Origin of the sequence: Planomonospora sp. ID67723, from assembly GCF_015711605.1 — a bacterium.
In the GTDB taxonomy this organism is placed as follows: Bacteria; Actinomycetota; Actinomycetes; order Streptosporangiales; family Streptosporangiaceae; genus Planomonospora_A.
In genome coordinates this window covers 730,493-750,306 of record NZ_JABTEZ010000003.1, presented here as the reverse complement: position 1 = coordinate 750,306, position 19,814 = coordinate 730,493, and the positions used below count along the sequence as shown (strand labels likewise).

Sequence of the window (19,814 nt, the reverse complement as noted above, 5' to 3'; positions counted from 1 at the left end):
GACGGAGTCCGTTCCGAGGAGTCTTCCGGGGTCCGGCGCGTGCTCGCGGAGCCCGTCGTGACGCGCCGCTCCGCCGCACGCGACGGTCTGGGTTCGGCAGGACACGACGTGGAGGGGCCGGTGCCGGGATCGTCGCTGGACCAGGCGCCCGTTCAGCGCGACGCCTACCGCGCCATGGCGCTGGCGCTTCGCGTGGGCGAACTGCTGCTCGGCAGCGGCGAGGCCACCGAGACCGTCTCCGGCAGCATGCGCACGATCACCAACGCCTACGCCGTGCCGCACTGCGAGGCCGACGTCAACCTGTCGGCCATCACCCTGTCGCACGTGCCCGCCGACGGCCGGGCCCCGGTCACCGCCGAGCGTCGGGTACGTCGCCGCCTGCCCGACTACGACCGGCTGATCGCCGTCCACGACCTGGTCCGGGAGGCCTCCGACGGGTCGATCCCGCTCGGCGAGGCCGAGGCGCGGCTGAGGAGGATCACCCGGCGGGTGCCGGTCTACCCGAACTGGCTGCTGGTCACCGCGCTCGCGCTGATCGCGGCCTCGGCGAGCCTGCTGGTCGGCGGCGGGGCCAGGGTGGCGCTGGCGGCGTTCTCCGCCACCGTGCTGGGCGACCGGGTGAGCGCCTGGCTGGCCCGGCGCGGCGTGGCGGAGTTCTTCCAGCTCGCGGTCGCCGCGCTGCTCGGCTCGCTGGTCGCGGTGCTGATGATCGCGATCGACGCGCCGGTGCGGGCCTCCGCGGTGGTGGTCGGCGCGGTGATCGCGCTGCTGCCGGGGCGGCTGATGGTGGCCTGCGTGCAGGACGGAATCGCCGGTGAGTACGTGACGGCGACCGGCCGGCTGTTCGAGGTCTTCTTCACCCTCACCGCCGTGATCTCCGGAATCGGCATCACGCTGTACGCGGCGGTGCGGTTCGGCGTGCCGCTGAGCGTGGAGAACGTGCCCGTCGCTCCGCTCTCCCTGCGGGCCGACCAGCTCGTCGGGGCGGTCGGGGTGACGCTGACGTTCGCCGTCGCTCTGCTCGTGCCGCCCCGGTACCTGCTGCAGGCGTCGATCGGCGGCGGTCTGATCTGGGTCGTCTTCGTGCAGCTCATCACCGTGTGGCAGGTTCCGGTGGTGCTGGCCACGGCCGTCTCGGCGACGGTGATCGGCCTGCTCGGTACCGCCTACGCGCAACGCGCCCTGGTGCCCTCGCTCGTCCTCACCGTCCCGGCCATCTGCCCGCTGCTGCCGGGCACGGCCCTGTACCGGGGCATGCTGGAGATCAGCCTCGGCCACCCGGAGGCCGGTCTGGTCAGCCTGCTTCAGGCGCTCTCGACCGCGCTCGCGCTGGGCGCCGGCGTCATCCTGGGAGCGGAGATCCTGCGGGCGGTCACCGGCTCGGAGCTGACCAAGCGGGTCCTGCGCCCGGCGGCCCGCCGTACTCGCGGCTATTGACCGGCTCCGGCCGGCGGCCGACGGCCGGGGCGGCTCGCATGACGCGGTCGCGGCCGGCCTCCTTTGCGGCGTACAGCGCGGTGTCGGCCCGGCGGAGCAGCTCCAGCGGGGTCTCCCGGCCGTCCCACAGGGCCAGGCCCGCCGAGAAGGTCTGCCGTTGCGGCGTCACCACACGCAAAGCGGCCAGCAGGTGCTCGGCATCGTCCAGGCCGCGACCCGGCATCAGCAGCACGAACTCCTCACCGCCGTAGCGGGCCAGCATGTCGTCGCTGGCGAGCACCAGGCTCCAGGCGGTGGCCGCGCCCGCCAGCAGCTCGTCCCCGCCCTGGTGGCCGTGGGTGTCGTTGAATAGCTTGAAGCGGTCCAAGTCGATCATCGCCAGTGTCAGCGGGGTGCCGTCGAGCGTGGCGCGCTCGTATTCGCGGGCGAGCTGGGCGTCCATCGTGCGGCGGTTGGGCAGACCGGTCAGGGTGTCGGTGCGGGCGATCTCATCCAGCCTGCGGGCCTGATGCTGCATGCGCCGCAGCATGATGGCCATCCTGGCCACGACCAGGACGAACAGCACGACCGAGGTGATCGAGACCGCCCAGGCACTCAGCTCCAGGCCGAAGGCGAGCTGCACGATCAAGGTCCCGGGGGCCAGCAGGACCACCGCCGTCAACGTGAGCAGCCGCCGGTTGGTCAGCGACGGAACCGTCTCCGGGGTGGCGCGCAGCAAGTCGGCCGCCGAGGGATGCAACGCCGCCGCCCCCCAGACCAGATACGACATCAGGAACGGCAGGACACCGAGGGAGACGCTGAACCCCTGAGGGTCCTCCAGCATGACGAAGACCACATCTCCGGTGAGAACGCAGACCAGAGCCAGGGCGATCATCCGGAAGGCGGGCGTCCGGGCGCCCGCGCCGGTCAGCAACCGCACGAGCGCGGCCAGCAGCAGCACGTCGCCGAGCGGGTAGCCCAGCGCGATCACCTGCATGAGGACGGAGTCGTAGTGGCCGATCTTCGGACTGATCAGCAGCACCCAGTAGGGCAGGCTCAGCCCGACGATGAGGATGGCGGCGTCCAGCCGGGCCTCCCGGTCCCCGGCGGACCGGTGGTGCCGGGCGAGCAGGAGCAGGGCGCCGGTGACGAGCGGGTACTGCAGCAGGTAGAACCCGTCGGCCACGGAGGGGAAGGGGTTCACCTCGGCGATGTGCTCGTAGTAGACCCACAGGCTGTCGCCGACGACCACGGCGAGCTGGCCGACTCCCATCAGCACCCACGGCAGGGCGGTGGCGTTCCGGAGGCGAGCAGCCGACCACAGGATCGCCACCGCGCAGGAAAACGCAATCAAGGCATACAGCACATCACGCGGCATTCCATACGGCAGCAGCATGAAGACCACCAGAACGGCCACGCCGCCCAAGAGGTAAACACACCACGCTCGAGAAGTGCCCATACCACTCCATCGGCAGGCCGGCCATACCCTTTAGACTCCAGGGCGTCGTAATTCTATTGCAGAACGTTACCGGTCGGTGGCCCGGCCATTGCATTCTCCTCGGCCGGGGCGGCTCGCATGACGCGGTCGCGGCCGGCCTCCTTTGCGGCGTACAGCGCGGTGTCGGCCCGGCGGAGCAGCTCCAGCGGGGTCTCCCGGCCGTCCCACAGGGCCAGGCCCGCCGAGAAGGTCTGCCGTTGCGGCGTCACCACACGCAAAGCGGCCAGCAGGTGCTCGGCATCGTCCAGGCCGCGACCCGGCATCAGCAGCACGAACTCCTCACCGCCGTAGCGGGCCAGCATGTCGTCGCTGGCGAGCACCAGGCTCCAGGCGGTGGCCGCGCCCGCCAGCAGCTCGTCCCCGCCCTGGTGGCCGTGGGTGTCGTTGAATAGCTTGAAGCGGTCCAAGTCGATCATCGCCAGTGTCAGCGGGGTGCCGTCGAGCGTGGCGCGCTCGTATTCGCGGGCGAGCTGGGCGTCCATCGTGCGGCGGTTGGGCAGACCGGTCAGGGTGTCGGTGCGGGCAATCTCATCCAGCCTGCGGGCCTGATGCTGCATGCGCCGCAGCATGATGGCCATCCTGGCCACGACCAGGACGAACAGCACGACCGAGGTGATCGAGACCGCCCAGGCACTCAGCTCCAGGCCGAAGGCGAGCTGCACGATCAAGGTCCCGGGGGCCAGCAGGACCACCGCCGTCAACGTGAGCAGCCGCCGGTTGGTCAGGGAGGGGGCGGTGGCGCTGGTAGGGCGCAGCAGGTCGGCCGCCGAGGGATGCAACGCCGCCGCCCCCCAGGTCAGATAGGACATCAGGAACGGCAGGAGCGAGAGCGGAACACCGTAGACGATCGCGTCCCCGGCCAGGACGAAGGTGACGTCGCCGGCCATGACCAGGATCAGGGCGGCGGTGATCATACGTCCGGAGGAGGTCTGCGCGCGCGAGGTGGCCATCAGTCGCACGAGCCCCGCCAGCAGCAGCACGTCGGCCAGCGGATAGCTCAGCATGACGACCTCTTCCAGGGCGGAGTCGTAACCGCCGATGCTCGGGCTGATCACGAGCACCCAGTACGGCAGGGCGAGGCCGACGACGAGGATGGCGCCGTCCAGCAGGGCCTCCCGGTCCTCTGGGGAGCGGTGGTGCCGGGCGAGCAGGAGCAGGGCGCCGGTGACGAGCGGGTACTGCAGCAGGTAGAACCCGTCGGCCGCGGAGGGGAAGGGATCGGTCTTGGCGATGTGCTCGTAGTAGGTCCACAGCGCGTCGCCCACCGCCGCGGCGAACTGGCCGACCGCCATCAGCATCCAGAGCACGCGGACCCCGCCGCCGGAGCGGCCGGCCGCCACGAACGCGGCCACAGCGCTGGACATCCCGATGAGGACGTACATCAGATCACGTGCCAGGCCGTACGGCATCGACGCGTACACCGCCACGACGATCAAACCGCCGAGGAGGTAGACGCGCCACGCCCGAGACCTGTCCATGCCGTTCCATCGGCGGCGGAAGAAAAAGCCTTAGCGTAATCGAAATATCACAGAATGCGAAAGTGTCGGATCCCCTTCGAAGCCCGCGGCGCGCCCGCACCGCACCCTGCCGCGCGGGCGCGCCGCGGGTCTGGCCGCCGTCACTGGCGGATGGTCGAGCCGTGCCGTTCCTTGCGGACGTGGAGCTGGGCGGGAATCCGGACGCGCAGCTCCCCGACGTGGCTGACGATGCCGACGGCCCGGCCGCCGTCGCGCAGGCCGTCCAGGATGTCCAGAACGCCGTCCAGGGTGTCCTCGTCCAGGGTGCCGAAGCCCTCGTCGACGAAGAGCGTGCCGAGCTCCACTCCCCCGGCCTCGGCGGTGACCACGTCGGCCAGGCCGAGGGCGAGAGCCAGCGAGGTGATGAAGCTCTCTCCTCCCGACAGCGTGGCGGGGTCACGGGCCACCCCCGTCCAGGCGTCCAGGATCCGCAACCCGAGCCCGCCTCCGGACCTGCTGCGGTCGCCCGCCGCACGCCCGAGGTCGTGGTCGAGGAGGTACCGGCCGCCCGACATGTGGTCCAGCCGCTCGTTGGCGGAGGCGACGACCTGGCGGAGACGCTCGCCGAGAACGTAGGACGACAGGCGCATCCTCCATCGGTTGTCGCTGGAGTTTCCGCTGGTCAGTGCGGCGAGGCGGTCCGCGAGGCGGTGCCGTTCCGCGGCGGGCAGCCAGCGGTCCAGGCAGCCGGCCAGCTCGGTGCGGAGCGCGGCCAGACGGTCGCGGCGGTCCTCGGCCCGCTGCCTGACGGAGAGGAAGGCGGCGTACGCGGACTCGGCGGCGTCACGGGCCGCCTCCAGCCCGGCCAGGTCGGGCTCGGGCTGCGCCGCGGCGGCGATCAGCTCCGGGTCGGCCAGCCAGGCGTCGACGGCCGCGCGCTCCTGATCGAGCGCGCGGAGCCGTTCGGCCTTCTCCGCCTGCTCGGCGGCCGGGCGGACCGCCGCACGGGCGTCGTCGAGCCCGAGGAATCCCGCCTCGGCCACCGCCGCCGCAGCCCGCACCCCGGCCGCCTCCAGCTCGGCCTCGGCGGCCCGCTCCTGCCGGGTGGCCTCGACGGCCTCCCCGAGCAGATCGGCCTCCTCCGACAGCCGCTCCAGCCGGGCGGCCAGCGTCGGATCCTCCCCCCGGGCCTCGTCGAGGCGCGCCGTCAGCCGCCCGGCGTCGGCGGCGAGCCGCTCGGCGTCGGCGCGGCGCGCGGACAGCGCCACCGCGAGCTCGCGTGACCGCTCCCTGAGCTCTGCGAGCTCGGCCGTCAGACGCTCCGTCTCGGCCTCGAACGCGGGTACGGCGTCCGCAGACTCCCGCAACCCGGTCAGGACCCGCTCCGCCTCCACGAGATCCTCGGCGGCCCGGACCGCGGTCAGCACGGCAGGCGCGGCGCACCCCTCACCGTCCGCGGCCTCCTCGGAATCCTCCCGCCGGACACCGCGGACGACGGCCCGGTCGATGCCGTGCCTGGTGGCCGCCTCTTCGTACCGGGCCGCGGCCTCCTCCACCCGGACGACGGCGGCCAGGGCGGAGGCGAGGCCGGCGGACTCCGCGGCGAGGCGTTCGCGACGCGCCCGGACGGTGGGGTCGGCGCCGCGGGCCCCGTCGAGGCGGGCTCCCAGCCGGGCCTGCTCGGCCTGCGCGGCGGTGCGGCGGGCGCGGCCCTCGGCCAGCCGCCGGGCGATCTCCCCGGCCCGCTCTCTGGTCTCCTCCAGGACGGCGGTGGCCCGGTCCACCTCGACGGCGAGCTCCGGCTCCGTCCCTGCGACCGCGGTGAGGGCGGCCAGCTCCCGCCCGGCTCCGGCGAGAGCCTCCTCCGTCTCCCGGACGGTCAGGTCACCGGCGAGGGCGAGAACCTCCTCGAACTGGGAGGCCAGGGCGACGGCCCTGTTCTCGGCGTCCTGGCGCAGCTCCAGGGCTGCTTCGTAGGCGCGCTGGGCCGCGCGCTCGTCGTCGGCGGTGGGCGCCTCGTCGGCCGGGGCCGCCGGGGCGGGGTGGTCGGGCGAACCGCAGACCGCGCAGGGCTCGCCGGGGACGAGTTCGGCGGCGAGCTCGGCCGCCATCCCGTCGATCCGGGCCTGCCGGAGATCCTGGAGCCGGTCGCGCAGCTCCTGGGCGCGGTCGACGGCCTCGGCCTGGGCCGCGCGGGCCGCGTCGAGGCCGGCGCGCAGCGTGTCGCGGCGCCGGGCGGCCTCCAGCGCGGCGGCGGCGGAGGCCGCCGCCGCCTCGGCCGCCGGGATCCTGGCGGCCTCGGCCCTGACGGCGGAGAGCCTGACCGAGACCTCGGCGAGCGCGGCGGGCAGTTCCCGCAGGGTCCCGGCGAGCTCGGTCTCCTGCACCGCCAGGTCGCGGAGGCCGGCGTCGAGCGCGGTGAGCTCCGCCTCCAGCTCCGCGAGCCGCGCCTCGTCCCCGCGCAGCCCCTCCAGGCCGGCGAGGGCGTCGCGGCGCTCGCGCTCGGCGGAGGCCAGCAGTTCCTTGAGACCGGGCGTCTCCGCGGTGAGGCTCCCGTCCGGGGCGAGGAGCCCGCCGGACGGACCGTTCTGCGGGGGGAGTACGGAGAGGAGGGCCGCCAGCTCCTGGCGGACGGCGTCCAGGCCGGCGGCGAGGCGATCGCGCTCTTCGGTCGCCCGGAGCCGGGCCACCGCCGTCTCCCTGACCGACTCGGCGGCGGGGAGCCGGGCGGCGTTCAGGCGGGCGGCGGTGAGGCGGGCCTCCGCGTCGTCGCGGAGCCCGGGCAGGACCTCCAGTCGGGCGTCCGCGCCGGCCTGCTCACCGGTCAGCCGCTCGATCTCCCGGTCCGCCTCCGCGCGGTCCCGGAGGATCTCCCCCAGCCGGACCTCCTCCGCCCTCAGCTCGCCCAGCCTGGTGATCTCGTCCCGCCGGTCCCGTTCCAGCGCGGTGAGACGCTCGGGGCCGACGGTCTCCCCGGTCAGGGGCAGGGCCCTGGTGAGCGCGTCGGCGGCCAGGTCGCGGGCCTTGGCCGCGGCCTCGGCCCGCTGCCGGACCTCCTGGACGAGGGGCAGCACCCGGTCGGCCCTGGCCGCCTCCGCGAGGACGGCCTCCAGATCGGCCCGTTCCTCGGCGCTCTCCTCCAGTACCCGGCCCCGGGCCAGGGCCTCGGCGTGACGGCGCTGCCGGTCGGCCAGCGCGACGCCCTCCTCCAGCCGCCTTCGGGCCTGCGGTACGGCCGCCTCGCCCTCGACCCCGCTCCGGGCCACCGCGGCGGCCGTCTCACCGGCCAGCTTCACGAGGGCGTCCGCCCACCCCAGCGGGTCCTCCTCCGCCGAGACCGCGGGGGAGGACGCGGCGAGGGCGGCGAGGAGGTCGGGACCGGCGGCCTCCTCGACGCGGTTGACGACGGAGTCGACCTCCTTGCGGAGGGCCTGCTGGTCGCGGAAGGCCTGGGTGCGGCGGTCGGCGAGCCAGGACTCGGCGGCGGCGTAGATCTTTACGGAGAAGAGGCGTTCCAGGACCTTCCGGCGTTCCTCGCCGTCGGCGCGCAGGAACCGGGAGAAGTCCCCCTGGGGCAACATGGCGACCTGGCAGAACTGGGCGGCGTTCATGCCGAGCAGCCCGCTCACCAGATCCCCGGCCTCGTCGGCGCGGGTGGTCAGGCCGGTCCACGGGCCGGAGCCGCGCCGTTCCTCCACGACGACCTTGGCCTTCTCCTCGGTCGTGCCGGTGCCGCGCTGCTTGGGCCGCTGCCAGGCGGGCGAGCGGGTGATCCGGAAGCGGCGGCCCCGGATGGTGACCTCCAGGACCACGCGCGGCCCCCGGCCCGGCGGGGCGTGGTCGCAGCGCAGACTCCTGGCGCTGTCGCGCTGACCGGGCACCCGGCCGTAGAGGGCGTAGCAGAGCGCGTCCAGCACGGTGGTCTTGCCCGCCCCGGTGGGACCGTGCACCAAAAACAGCCCGGCTTCGGAGAGGGCGTCGAAGTCGACCTCCTCCTCCCCGGGGAAGGAGCCGAAGGCCGTGATCTGCAACCGGTGCGGGCGCATCTACGCCATCGCCTCCTTCGTGCGGCACTCCTCGATGGCCTTCTGGAGCAGGCCGGTCTCGTCGGCGTCGGCGGCCTCGCCGCGCACCTCCCGGACGAAGTCGAGCGCGACCTCGATCTCGGGGCGGCCCGCCACCCGGGGACGGGCCGCGGTCTCCTGGCCCCCGCCCTCGGGTTCGAAGGAGAGGGCGAGCGTGTGCGCGAAGCGTGTCCTGAGCCGCTCCATCGCCCCCTTGGGCCGGACCGGGTCGGTCAGCGTCACCTGGAGCCAGCGGTCCTCGTGGTCGGCGTAGGCGCCGGAGGTGAGCAGGTCGTCGAGGCGGCCGGTGAGGCGCCCGAGCCGCCGGGGCACCGGGGCCTCGGCGAACTCGGCGCCGGCGAACCCGTCCGGCCCGATCTCCACCAGCCAGGAGCCCTTCACCTGATCGGTCTCGGAGAAGGAGTAGGCGATCGGGGAACCGGAGTAGCGCACCGTCTCGGTCATCCGCTGGCGGCCGTGCAGGTGGCCCAGGGCGACGTAGTCGGCGCCGTCGAAGGCCGCGGCCGGGACGTGCGCGACGCCTCCGACGCTGATGTCGCGCTCGCTGTCGCTGCCCTGCCCCCCGGTCACGAAGGCGTGGGCCAGGACCACCGAGCGGGCGCCTCGCCGGGCCGTGTCGGCCCTGACCAGCGACATGGCGTGCCCGATCGCGGCGGTGTGGGTGCGCTCGGGCAGCTCCCAGGGGCCGCGGACCAGCTCCGGCTCCAGGTAGGGGATGCCGTAGAACGCCACCTCCCCGGTCTCGTCGCCGACCGTCACGGGCTCGCCGACCCGGGCGGGGTCGGTGCGCAGATGCACACCCGCGGCGTCGATCAGGTCGGCGCCGAACCCGAGGCGGCGCGCGGAGTCGTGGTTCCCGCTGATCATGATGGTGCGCACGCCCTCGGCGACCAGCCGCCGCAGCGCCTGGTTGCACAGCTCCACCGCGTCGACCGAGGGCAGCGCCCGGTCGTAGACGTCGCCGGAGACGACGACCACGTCGACGCGCTCGGCCCTGACCGTCTCGACCAGATGGTCGACGAAGGCCCCCTGGGCGGACAGGAGGCTCTCGCGATGGAAGGATCGGCCCAGATGCCAGTCCGATGTGTGCAGCACCCGCATCCGCCTGAAGCTAACAGTCATCAGCGACAAGTGCTGCCACTCTCACCACTCCGCTCTCGCCCGCGTCATATCGGAATGCCGGAAAACGCCTGCCCCGAGTAGGCTTGAAGATCTAAAGAGGGTTGGCGAAAACGATTCGGACGGATGACCGGCACCGGGCAGAACGGCGATCGGGGAGCGGATCGGCATGTGGACGGGCCGTGGCGGGTTGAGCGTGGCCGCCGGTTTGATCATGGTGGCTCTCGCGACGCTCGGCTACACCCTGCCCCCGCCGTTCGACCCGTCGCCGCTCAGGGCGGACCCTGTCTTCCGGACCCTGCCCCCTCAGCCCCCGGCCGAGGCCGGGCCCGTCGCCGCGACCGGGCGGATCAGCACGCGCGACATCACCGTCCGGGTCAGGGGCACCACCCTGGGGGCGACGGTCCGCGCCCCGCTCGCCCCCGGCAGGCATCCCGCGCTGGTCTTCGTGCAGGGGGCGGGTCCCGGTGTGCGCGACGAGTTCACCACCCAGGCCGAGTGGCTGGCCAGGGCCGGCATCGTCACGCTCGTCTACGACAAGCGGACCGTGGGCTACGACTTCCGCCGGCGCGACTTCGGCCTGCTGGCCGACGACGCGCTGCGGGTCCTGGCCGAGTTGCGCAGACGTCCCGACGTCGATCCGGCACGCACCGGGCTCTGGGGGGTCAGCGAGGGGAGCTGGGTGGTCCCGATCGCCGCGGCCAGGAGCGAGGACGTCTCCTTCGCCGTGCTGGTCTCCGCGCCGAACGTCTCCCCCATGCGGCAGGTCACCTGGGCGCTGGGCGAGCAGCTGGACCGGCTGCGCGCCCCGGCCGGGGTACGCGAGCTGCTCATCCGGGCGATGGGCGCCGTCGACATGGACTTCCTGCGCCACGACGCCGAGCCCGCGCTGCGCGGGACGCGTCAGCCGGTCCTGGCCCTGTACGGCACGCGCGACCCGTCGATCCCGTTCGTGGAGAGCAGCCAGGCGCTCACCCGGGCGCTCGCCGCGGGCGGCAACCGCTCCTACACGATCCGCTACCTCGACGGGGCCGACCACGGCATGCGCCTGCACGGCGGGCCGTTCGCCCCCGGATACCTCGAGACGCTGGCCAACTGGGTCGCCGGCCTGCCGGGCACGGCCACGCCCTCGGTGCCGATCGCGGGCGCCACCCCGGTCCAGCGCTTCGAGGCCAGCGAGGTCCCCGCCGCCCCGTGGTACGCCGGGGGCGCGGTTCTCGGGCTCACGCTCTGCCTGGCCGCGGTCGGCTACGTGGCCGGCCCGGTGGCCGCGATGGTGGTACGGCTGCGCGGCCGGCACCTGCCCGGTGAGGCCAACGCCCGCCTCTGGCCGCCCGTCCGGCTGCGGTTCCGCCGGATGGCCTGGACCGGGCTGGGGCTGCTGGTCTCGGTGCTCGCCTTCATCATGCTGCTGGTGCTGTTCTCGGTGAACCAGGCGGGAGCCTGGCCGGCGGTGCTCGCCGGCTGGCTGGTGATCAGGGTTCTGGCCGTGCTGATGCTCGTTCAGGAGGTCACGGCCACCGCCGCGGTCGTCTCCGCGTTCCGGGAGGGCTGGCAGCCCAGCCGCCCGCAGTACGTCGCGATCGCCGGGGTGCTCGGCAGCACCGGTCTGCTGCTCGTCGCCGCGGCCTACTACGGCCTGTTCGCCTTCCCCTGGTGACGGACCCGCGCGGGCCCGGGCCGGGGTCCGTCTCGGGCCGCTCCCGGAAGCGGGCTCACAGGTAGCAGTTCAGCCAGCGGTCCATCTCGGCGAAGACCTGCTTGCGCGCGGGCTCGGGTGAGAGCACCAGGTCGTGCATGCCGCCGGGCACCCGGACGCACGTGACGTGCCCGCCGATCCTGGTCGACCAGCGGGCGATCTGCTCGGGGTTGAGCACGGTGTCGGCGCTCTGCGCCTCGGGGGCGAAGTCGCGCAGTTGCAGGCCCTTCTCCGCGCAGAGCACCAGCACGGGCACGTCGACCCGCAGACCGCCGTGCAGGCGCCGCTGGGCGCGTCGGACGGCGGCCAGCCAGGCCGCGTGCACCGGGAAGCCGCCGACCGGCTTCCACTCCAGGTCGAAGTCCCACTCGCCGTAGTGCTCACGGTGCAGGCTGGTGCCGTACGCGGTGGACAGGCCCAGGGGCAGGACGGCGCGCGGGGGCAGCCGGGAGAGCGGGCCGTGCAGGAGGTCGGCGGCGAGCCGCAGTCCGGCGGAGACGTTGAGGTCGAAGAAGGGGCTGTTGAGCACCAGGTTCTGCACGAGGCCCCGGCCCCGGACCCGGTCGGCCCAGAGGGCGGCGATGAGGCCGCCGGTGGAGTGGGCGTTGAGGATGACCGTGTCGTGGCCGTGCTCCTCCCGGATGACCCGGATCGCCTCGTCGATCTCCGGGAAGTACTCGGTCACGCTGCGCACGAACCCGCGGGTCTGGTGCGGCAGCAGCGACCGGCCGTACTTGCGCAGGTCGAGGCCGTAGAAGTCGGTCCCCTGGGCGGCGAAGTGATCGGCCAGGTGGGTCTGGAAGAAATAGTCGGTGAATCCGTGCACGTAGAGTACGGCCCTGCCGGTCGCCGGCGCGGAGGCGCGGCGCCGTACGAGGGAGGCGACGACCTTCCCCTCGTAGTCGTCGGCCATGGGCAGGACCGTGAGCTCGTAGTCGGGACCGAGAACGTCGGACATAGGCCTCAGGGTAGTTCGTAGGGGTTGACCGGCCACATCGGGACCGCCTCGGGGAGGTCCTGGCTGACTTTCATGGGGAAGTTGGCCGGGCGCTTCTCCAGGAACGAGGTGACGCCTTCGGCGGCGTCGGGGGCGGCGCCGAGCGCGTGCATCAGCATGGAGTCGGCGCGGTGGGCCTCCCACGGGGAGGCGGCCGACAGGCCGGACCACATGAGCCGGCGGATCGCGGCGACCGAGACGGCGGAGGTGTTGTCGGCGATCTCTCGGGCCAGCGCGCGGGCGGCCGGGAGCAGGTCCTCGGGGGCGAGGACCCTGGAGACCAGGCGGCCGTCGAGGGCCTCGGAGGCCGGGAAGACCCGGCCGGTCGCAGCCCACTCCATCGCCTGGGAGATGCCGACGATCCGGGGCAGGAACCAGCTGGAGGCGGCCTCGGTGACGATGCCGCGCCGGGAGAAGACGAAGCCGAACTTGGCGGTGTCGGAGGCGAGCCTGATGTCCATCGGGAGCGTCATGGTGACCCCCACGCCGACGGCCGGGCCGTTGATCGCGCCGATGACCGGCTTGAGAGAGCGGGCGATGCGGAGTACGACCGTGCCCCCGCCGTCGCGGGGGGAGCCGTCGACGGTCTCCCGTCCGCCGAACATCTCCTCGGACCTGCGGTGGTTGAAGGTGTCGCCGCCGCCGCCGAGATCGGCCCCGGCGCAGAAGGCGCGCCCCTGTCCGGTGACGATCACCACTCGGACGTCGTCGTCGGCGTCGGCGAGGTCGAACGCCTCGATCAGCTCGGCACGCATCACATAGGTGAAGGCGTTGAGGCGCTCGGGCCGGTTGAGCGTGATGGTGGCGACGCCGTCGGCCACGCCGTATTCGATCTCCGCGAAAGACATGAACCGAATCTTATTCCAGTCCGATGAACCGGGACCACCCAGGATGGTTTTCTGAGCTGTTCACTCACATGTCGCTTCCCTGTCCGAACGATCGACATACCATCACCCTCTGTAGCGCACGAGTGGGTATGAAGGCTCGCAAGCGTGGGGAAACGGGGAAAAGGTGCGTAACACGTCAAAGCCACCGGGAGTCGGTGCGGTCATCGGATGGACGGCCCTGTCGGCCGTCGCGCCCGGAGCCGCCCACCTGCGGGCGGGCTGGCGTCGTACCGGGCTGGCGCTGCTCTCGGTCCACACCGTGATCCTGCTCGTCCTGCTCTGGGTGGGCCTCACCTCCGACCTGGCCGAGCTCGCCGGGCGGCTGGTGGCCTCCTGGCTGACCGCCGTCACCATCGGCTCCCTCACGCTCGGCGCCGCCTGGTTCTCGCTGATCGTGCACTCCTTCACGGTGCTGAACCCCCGCACGCTGCCCCCCGCCGGGCAGGCCGCCACCGGGACCTTCGCGGGCATGCTCGCGGTGGCCGTGCTGCTGCCGTTCGGACTGGTCGGGCAGTACGCCGCGGTCTCCCAGACCACCCTGGAGGACGTCTTCACCGCCCCGGCCACGCCGCTTCCCGCCGAACGCGAGCAGGACCCGTGGGCGGGGCGGAGCCGGGTGAACATCCTGCTGCTCGGCGGCGACGCCGACGAACACCGGCCCGGGGTGCGCACCGACAGCATCAACGTGGCCAGCATCGACGTCAGGACCGGCAACACCGTCCTGCTCAGCCTGCCCCGCAACCTGGAGAACGTACGGTTCCCGCCGGGCACCCCGATGGCCAGGCGCTTCCCCGACGGCTTCCGGCTTCCGTTGGGCCCGGGCGGCGGCCGCGACGACCTGCTGTTCGGGGTCTGGGAGTACGTCGACGCCCACCCGGAGATCTTCGGCGGCAGGCACGGACAGGGCGCCCGGGTCCTGGTCGACACCGTCGGATACACCCTCGGACTGAAGATCGACTGGTATGCCCTGGTGAACATGTGGGGCTTCGCCCGCCTCATCGACGCCATCGGCGGCGTGACGGTGACCGTGCCACAGGACGTGATCTTCGGAAAGTACAATGAGGGTCTGGTCAAGGCGGGCACCCGCAAGCTGGGCGGCGCCGACGCCATGTGGTTCGCCCGCTCGCGCACCAACAGCGACGACTACACCCGGATGGGCCGCCAGCGCTGCGTCCTGGGCGCCCTGCTCCAGCAGACCGATCCGGCGACCGTGCTCTCCCGGTTCAACCGGGTCGCGCTGGCGACCAAGGAGCTCGTCAGCACCGACATCCCGCGCCCGATGCTGGAGCACCTGGTCCCGCTGGCGCTGAAGGTGAAGAGCGCCAGGGTGACCAGCGTGCAGTTCGTACCCCCCTTGATCAACACCGGCTACCCCGACTGGGCGAAGATCCGCAGCGTCACCGCCAGGGCCATCCGCGCCTCGGTCATCGCCCCCTCGCAGGTGGCCTCCACTCCGGCGGCCGCCCCGTCCGCGGCCGTGACCGCCCAGGCCGCGGTGAAGGGCAGGTCCAACCCCGCCGCGCCCAAGGAGATCACCGAGGGCTGCGGCTGACCCGGCCCATCCGCCCCGGTCACGCCCGGTAGGAGTCCTTGGCGAGCCGGCGGACCCGCTCCTCGTCGATGCCGTGGCCGAGACCGGGCTGGGTGAGCGGGACCGCCACGACGCCGCCGGTGGCGCCGACCGGCGGGTCGACGATCTGGGCGCTGCGCGGCGGTTCGGCCACGTCGCACGGGAGGGTGCAGCCGGGCAGGCTGGCGGCGGCGACGGTGGCCGCCCTGGCCAGGCCGGTGCCCTGGCCCCCGGCACAGGCGATCTCCCAGCCCGCCGCCACGGCGCTGTCGTGCGCCCGCCGAACCTCGCGCAGGGAGCCCAGCACGGCCGGGCGGAGCAGCAGCGCGCGACCCGCGCCCGCGGCGATCGCCTCGTCCAGCTCCGCCACCGACGCCACCTCGAGCAGGACCGGCGCGGCGACGCGTTCTTGCAGGTCGGCGTGGTCGGCGAGACCGCCGGGGCCGGTGAAGGGACGTTCGATGGCGGAGGGGGCGTAGGCGTCCAGCGCTTCCAGGGCGTCGATGTCGGTGTAGGCGCCGCGGGCGTCCAGGCCGATGCCGAGCGCCGGGTAGGCCATGCGGACGGCGCGCAGCGGCTCGACGTCCCAGCCGGGGTGCACGTCCATGGTGACGTGCGCGTATCCGGCGCAGACATGCCGGTTCACCCGTGCGACCAGGCTGTCCAGGTTGCGCTCGGCGCCGATGCGCACGGTGGCCATCAGCGAGGTGCGGCTGCCGCCGAGGGCGTGGGCGAGCGGGACGCCCCGCATCCGGGCCCACAGATCCCAGCAGGCCATGTCGGCGGCCGGGCCGCCGGGGACGACGCCCAGTTCGTCGGGGTGCTCCCAGTCGACGCCGACCAGCGCCTGGGCGAGCCGCTCCTGCAGGATCGACCACGCCTTGGGGTCGGGGTCGACGACCTCACCCCAGCCGGTCATGCCCCCGTAGTCGGTAAGCCTGACGAGGATGCTCTCCGGCCGCCTGCCGTACGGCAGGACCAGCCGGAACACCTCGAGCCCGCACACACGCGGCATGAACTCCCCTTGATCTCCGTCACCCCCGGCAGGCGTCCCGCGCCGGCATTCATGCGGAGGGCGGGACCCACCTTTGAACACGCTGAGGGGTGCAGTGCTTCCCCCATGGTGCCACGGCCGGAGGGGAGCGCAGGTCAGCCCTTCACCCGTCCCGCCACCAGCGCGCCCGTGACCGCCACCAGCGCGGTCAGCGCGAAGCAGGCCAGGTAGACCGGGCCGGAGGCGCCCAGCCCCGCGACGATCGCGCCCACGGCGGCGACCGTCATCACCGTGAAGACCCCCTCCCCCACTCCCATCGAGGCGCTGTTCTCCCCCTCCCTGCCGGGCGCGGACAGCTCCAGGACGAGCACCGACAGCGTCGGGTACACGATTCCGATGCCGAACCCGGCGACGGCCTCGCCGGCGAAGGCCAGCGCCACGGGGACGGCGGTGAACACGGTCAGGGCCATCAGCAGCAGGCCCGCGGCGATCATCAGCGGGCCGGTGCGCAGGATCAGGGTCCGGTCGTAGGCCTTCCGCCCGACGATCCACGAGGCCAGCGACCACGCCAGCGCGCCACCGGTGAGAACCGCCCCGGCCTGGGTGAGCGAGAGCCCGCGCTCCTCGTGGAGCATCAGGGGCAGGTACACCTCGCCGCCGAAGACCGTGCCGGCCACGATCCCGCGCAGCGCGATCACCGAGGGCAGGCCGCGCCCGGCGCGCAGGGTGCCGGGCGGCAGCAGCCGGGGCAGGGACAGGGCCAGCAGGGCCAGGCCCGCCGCCAGCAGGGCGATCCCGGCACCGCGGACGGCACCGCCGTACTGCGCCCCGTACTGCGTGAGCGCCGCGCCGGTGGCGGTCAGCATCGCCCAGCCGAGCCTCCTGGCGATCGGGGCGCGGTCCTCCGCACGGCCGCCGGCGGGAGCGGAGGCGAGTTCGCCCGCGGCGGAGGCGAGCCCGCCGGCCGCGGAGGCGAGCCCGCGCCAGAACAGCAGGGCGGCCGGCGCCATCAGCAGCGGCACGCCCAGGAAGACCCAGCGCCAGCCGAGGTACTCCACCACGAGACCGGCGATCAGCGGGCCGACCATGGACGGGACCACCCAGGCCGCCGCAAGGGCCGCGAACACCTTGGGATGCAGGTTCGCCGGATAGACGCGCGAGACCAGCACGTACAGCGCGACCTGGAACATCCCTCCACCGAAGCCCTGCACGAACCTGCCCAGGACGAACACGTCCATGGTGGACGCGGTCCCGCTGACCGCGAGTCCCGCGGTGAAGGCGGCCACACCCGCCCAGAGGGGGGCGACCGGCCCCCGCAGGTCGCCCCACCGCCCGCCCAGCACGGTCGCGATCATCCCGGCGGCCATCGCCCCGCTGAAGGCGAGCGCGTACAGGCCCAGCCCGTCGAGCGCCCGTCCCACCTCCGGCATCGCGGTCGCGACCGCCAGCGCCTCGAAGGCCACCAGCACGATCAGAGCGACCATGCCGACCGTCAGCGCGCGGTGGCGCCGGACGAATATCCCCGCGGGGACTTCCACAACCGTCGTCGTCATGACCGGACCGTACGCCCGCCGCCCCGGCGGGCGCATCGGTCCGGTGATCAGCCCTTGGACGTAGGACCCGCCTCGGCCGCATAGGACGCCAGGCCGCGCAACATGAGGTCGAGGCCGAACTCGAACCGTTCCCGGTCGTCCGCGGCCACCAGGTCGTCCACGTGCGCGACGAGGGTGGGGAAGCGGTCGGCGGGCAGAGCGCGATAGAAGGCCCCGATCTGCCCGAATGTCTCTTCCAGGAAGCTCTCCACGTCCTTGCCGCTGGTCCGCTGCCGGTTCATGTAGAGCGAGCTCTCGAAGGCGTCGGCGCAGACGTACAGGCCGAGCCGGTCGACCATCAGGGAGGCGGTCTTCGGCGGCACCCCGCCCGCGATCATGATGGCGAGCTGGCCCTCGGCGATGCGCAGCGCGTTGGGCGTGGTGGGGATGTTGGCGAGGCCCACTCTGGCGATGTCGGCGTGCGCGCCGAACACCCGGGTCGCGTCCAGGACCAGCTCCCTGAGCTGCTCCAGCCAGCGCCCGGGCTCGGGCTCGGGCACCTGGATCTCACCCAGGACCTGATCGTAGACCAGGTCGAGCAGCTCCTCCTTGTTCGCCACGTGGGCGTAGAGGGAGGCGGGACCGGTGCCGAGCTCCTGGGCGACCCGGCGCATGCTCAGCGCGTCCAGCCCCTCGGCGTCGAGGATCCGCAGGCCGGTGGAGACGATGAGATCCCTGCTCAGGACGGTTCTCGGAGCACTGGGTCTGCGGGCCTTGCGCCACGGCGGAGAGGGGATCTCGGTCATGCGGGGATGGTATACCGCCCGAAATTCTGCCCGCGAACGCCGTACCGGGGACGAACGCCGTACTTGACACGAACAGCGTTCGCCAATACAACGGTGTTCGTAGATGACGAACGCCGTTCGCCAGGAACCGCTTCTCGTCCGGGCACCGGGATCTCCCGGAACGCTCCGGCGCAGGCCTGGCAGCTCTGACACCCGGAACGGAGTCCCCCATGACCCACACCGTCGGCACCGGCTCCCCTGCCGTCACCGCCGAGCCGTACCGGTGGCGCTGGCTCGCACTTTTCGTGATCCTCGCCGCCGAGGTGATGGACCTGGTCGACGCGGTGATCACCAACATCGCGGCGCCGTCGATCCACATCGACCTGGGCGGGTCGACCAGCATGATCCAGTGGCTCGGCGCCGGCTACACCATGGCGATGGCCGTCGGCCTGATCACCGGCGGCAGGCTCGGCGACCTCTACGGCCGCAAGCGGATGTTCGTCATCGGCGCACTGGGCTTCACCGCGGCCTCGCTCCTGTGCGGCCTGGCCGTCTCCTCCGAGATGCTCATCGCCTCGCGCGTGCTCCAGGGACTGTTCGGAGCCGTGATGATCCCGCAGGGGCTCGGAATGATCAAGGAGATGTTCCCTCCGAAGGAGATGGCCGCCGCGTTCGGCGTCTTCGGCCCCGTCATGGCCCTGTCCATGGTGGCCGGACCGGTGCTGGCCGGCTGGCTGGTCGACGCCGACCTGTTCGGCACCGGCTGGCGCATGATCTTCCTGATCAACCTGCCGGTCGGCCTGTTCGCGCTCGTCGGGGCGGCCCGGTTCCTTCCCGAGTCGAGACCCGGCCACGCCGCCCGGCTCGACCTGACCGGCATGGGACTCGTCTCGGCCGCCTCCTTCCTGCTGATCTACCCGCTGGTGCAGGGGCGCGACCTCGACTGGCCCGCCTGGACCTTCGCCTCGATGGCCGCCTCCGCCGCCGTCTTCGCGCTCTTCGCCCGCCACCAGGCGGGCAAGCGGCGGGCGGGCGGCGACCCGTTGGTGGTCACCGGCCTTTTCCGCAAGCGTGCCTTCAGCGGCGGCCTCGTCACCGGACTGGTCTTCTTCACCGCGCTGGTCGGCTTCTCGATGGTGATCAGCCTGTACTTCCAGATCGGCCTGGGCTACGACCCGCTGCAGGCGGGCCTGGCGAGCCTGCCCAACGCCCTGGGCTCACTGATCGGCTTCGCCGGCGTCAACGCCGCCGGACTGGCGCAGAAGGTCGGCCGCAGGCTGATCCACCTCGGCGCGGTCGTGATGGCGGCCGGTCTGGCCGGGATCGCCGTCACGCTGGACCTGGCCGGCGTGGGTGTCACCCCGTGGCAGCTCGCCCCGGCGATGTTCGTCACCGGAGCCGGCATGAGCATGGTCATGGCGCCGTTCTTCGACATCGTGCTGGCCGGGGTCGAGCCGCACGAGTCCGGTTCGGCCTCCGGCACCCTCACCGCCGTCCAGCAACTCGGCGGCGCGCTCGGCTCCGCCGCGATCGGCACGCTCTTCTTCGGCCTGCTGGAGCGGGGACGCGCCTTCCCTGACGTGATGCAGACGACGGTCTGGGTCACGGCCGGCCTGGTCGCCGTCGCTTTCGCCGCCGCCTTCCTGCTCCCGCTCCGCGCCCGCCCGGAGGAGGGCGCGGGCCACTGAACGGGCCACTGAACGGGCGCCGAAGGGCACTGAACGGGCCGCCGAACGGCAGGCCACGGCGGAACCCGGGGTTTCGCCGCACGGCCG

Annotated in this window: 13 protein-coding genes; 4 read left to right on the top strand and 9 right to left on the bottom strand. The window is 73.0% G+C overall.

Annotated elements, in window-relative coordinates; translation table 11 throughout:
• Positions 1 to 57 precede the first annotated feature (57 nt).
• Positions 58 to 1,437 carry a threonine/serine exporter family protein gene (locus HS041_RS24945; protein WP_307845450.1) on the top strand — a complete coding sequence of 460 codons (1,380 nt, stop codon included), beginning with the start codon at positions 58 to 60 and terminating at the stop codon, positions 1,435 to 1,437.
• On the opposite strand, the gene HS041_RS24940 is transcribed toward HS041_RS24945, so the two are convergent.
• The 4 genes from HS041_RS24940 to HS041_RS24925 all read right to left on the bottom strand — a co-directional run bounded on the left by HS041_RS24940 (position 1,373) and on the right by HS041_RS24925 (position 9,557).
• Positions 1,373 to 2,770, bottom strand: coding sequence for a GGDEF domain-containing protein (locus HS041_RS24940; protein WP_196443224.1), 1,398 nt, complete (start codon positions 2,768 to 2,770; stop codon positions 1,373 to 1,375). The two genes, HS041_RS24945 and HS041_RS24940, sit on opposite strands and share 65 nt — an antisense overlap.
• Positions 2,771 to 2,928: 158 nt before the next feature.
• Entirely contained in the window at positions 2,929 to 4,392 is a 1,464-nt protein-coding gene (locus tag HS041_RS24935) for a GGDEF domain-containing protein (protein WP_196443223.1), read from the bottom strand.
• Between the two features lie 140 nt (positions 4,393 to 4,532).
• Positions 4,533 to 8,417, bottom strand: coding sequence for an AAA family ATPase (locus HS041_RS24930; protein ID WP_196443222.1), 3,885 nt, complete (start codon positions 8,415 to 8,417; stop codon positions 4,533 to 4,535).
• Positions 8,418 to 9,557: an exonuclease SbcCD subunit D gene (locus HS041_RS24925; RefSeq protein ID WP_196443221.1), complete on the bottom strand. Its 1,140-nt coding sequence runs from the start codon at positions 9,555 to 9,557 to the stop codon at positions 8,418 to 8,420.
• Between the two features lie 232 nt (positions 9,558 to 9,789).
• Between HS041_RS24925 and HS041_RS24920 the strand changes: the two genes are divergently transcribed.
• Positions 9,790 to 11,235 carry an alpha/beta hydrolase family protein gene (locus HS041_RS24920; protein ID WP_230879591.1) on the top strand — a complete coding sequence of 482 codons (1,446 nt, stop codon included), beginning with the start codon at positions 9,790 to 9,792 and terminating at the stop codon, positions 11,233 to 11,235.
• A gap of 55 nt (positions 11,236 to 11,290) precedes the next feature.
• Here the strand turns inward: HS041_RS24920 and HS041_RS24915 are convergent, their stop codons facing one another.
• Positions 11,291 to 12,232 (bottom strand): alpha/beta hydrolase, encoded by a 942-nt coding sequence (locus tag HS041_RS24915; RefSeq protein ID WP_196443219.1) that lies wholly within the window; start codon positions 12,230 to 12,232, stop codon positions 11,291 to 11,293.
• A gap of 5 nt (positions 12,233 to 12,237) precedes the next feature.
• Positions 12,238 to 13,119 carry an enoyl-CoA hydratase-related protein gene (locus HS041_RS24910; RefSeq protein WP_196443218.1) on the bottom strand — a complete coding sequence of 294 codons (882 nt, stop codon included), beginning with the start codon at positions 13,117 to 13,119 and terminating at the stop codon, positions 12,238 to 12,240.
• 163 nt (positions 13,120 to 13,282) lie between these two features.
• Here HS041_RS24910 and HS041_RS24905 point away from each other — a divergent pair, with 163 nt between their 5' ends.
• Complete coding sequence (locus tag HS041_RS24905) at positions 13,283 to 14,710, top strand: LCP family protein (RefSeq protein ID WP_196443217.1); 1,428 nt, start codon at positions 13,283 to 13,285, stop codon at positions 14,708 to 14,710.
• Between the two features lie 19 nt (positions 14,711 to 14,729).
• Here HS041_RS24905 and HS041_RS24900 read toward each other — a convergent pair whose 3' ends face one another.
• From HS041_RS24900 to HS041_RS24890, 3 genes are all read right to left on the bottom strand, one after another.
• Entirely contained in the window at positions 14,730 to 15,743 is a 1,014-nt protein-coding gene (locus tag HS041_RS24900) for an enolase C-terminal domain-like protein (RefSeq protein WP_196443216.1), read from the bottom strand.
• Between the two features lie 134 nt (positions 15,744 to 15,877).
• Positions 15,878 to 17,275: an MFS transporter gene (locus HS041_RS24895; RefSeq protein ID WP_230879590.1), complete on the bottom strand. Its 1,398-nt coding sequence runs from the start codon at positions 17,273 to 17,275 to the stop codon at positions 15,878 to 15,880.
• A gap of 47 nt (positions 17,276 to 17,322) precedes the next feature.
• The gene (locus tag HS041_RS24890) at positions 17,323 to 18,060 is read right to left on the bottom strand and encodes a TetR/AcrR family transcriptional regulator (protein ID WP_196443214.1); all 738 of its coding nucleotides are present in this window, start codon (positions 18,058 to 18,060) and stop codon (positions 17,323 to 17,325) included.
• 209 nt (positions 18,061 to 18,269) lie between these two features.
• Here HS041_RS24890 and HS041_RS24885 point away from each other — a divergent pair, with 209 nt between their 5' ends.
• Positions 18,270 to 19,727: a DHA2 family efflux MFS transporter permease subunit gene (locus tag HS041_RS24885; RefSeq protein ID WP_196443213.1), complete on the top strand. Its 1,458-nt coding sequence runs from the start codon at positions 18,270 to 18,272 to the stop codon at positions 19,725 to 19,727.
• Positions 19,728 to 19,814: the final 87 nt, after the last annotated feature.

Bases quoted from the DNA above. Each gene is read 5' to 3' on its own strand.
- HS041_RS24925 (WP_196443221.1), bottom strand. From the start codon at position 9,557: ATGCGGGTGCTGCACACATCGGACTGGCATCTGGGCCGATCCTTCCAT.
- HS041_RS24895 (WP_230879590.1), bottom strand. From the start codon at position 17,275: ATGACGACGACGGTTGTGGAAGTCCCCGCGGGGATATTCGTCCGGCGC.
- HS041_RS24930 (WP_196443222.1), bottom strand. From the start codon at position 8,417: ATGCGCCCGCACCGGTTGCAGATCACGGCCTTCGGCTCCTTCCCCGGG.
- HS041_RS24900 (WP_196443216.1), bottom strand. From the start codon at position 15,743: ATGCCGCGTGTGTGCGGGCTCGAGGTGTTCCGGCTGGTCCTGCCGTAC.
- HS041_RS24935 (WP_196443223.1), bottom strand. From the start codon at position 4,392: ATGGACAGGTCTCGGGCGTGGCGCGTCTACCTCCTCGGCGGTTTGATC.
- HS041_RS24920 (WP_230879591.1), top strand. From the start codon at position 9,790: ATGGTGGCTCTCGCGACGCTCGGCTACACCCTGCCCCCGCCGTTCGAC.
- HS041_RS24915 (WP_196443219.1), bottom strand. From the start codon at position 12,232: ATGTCCGACGTTCTCGGTCCCGACTACGAGCTCACGGTCCTGCCCATG.
- HS041_RS24910 (WP_196443218.1), bottom strand. From the start codon at position 13,119: ATGTCTTTCGCGGAGATCGAATACGGCGTGGCCGACGGCGTCGCCACC.
- HS041_RS24890 (WP_196443214.1), bottom strand. From the start codon at position 18,060: ATGACCGAGATCCCCTCTCCGCCGTGGCGCAAGGCCCGCAGACCCAGT.
- HS041_RS24885 (WP_196443213.1), top strand. From the start codon at position 18,270: ATGACCCACACCGTCGGCACCGGCTCCCCTGCCGTCACCGCCGAGCCG.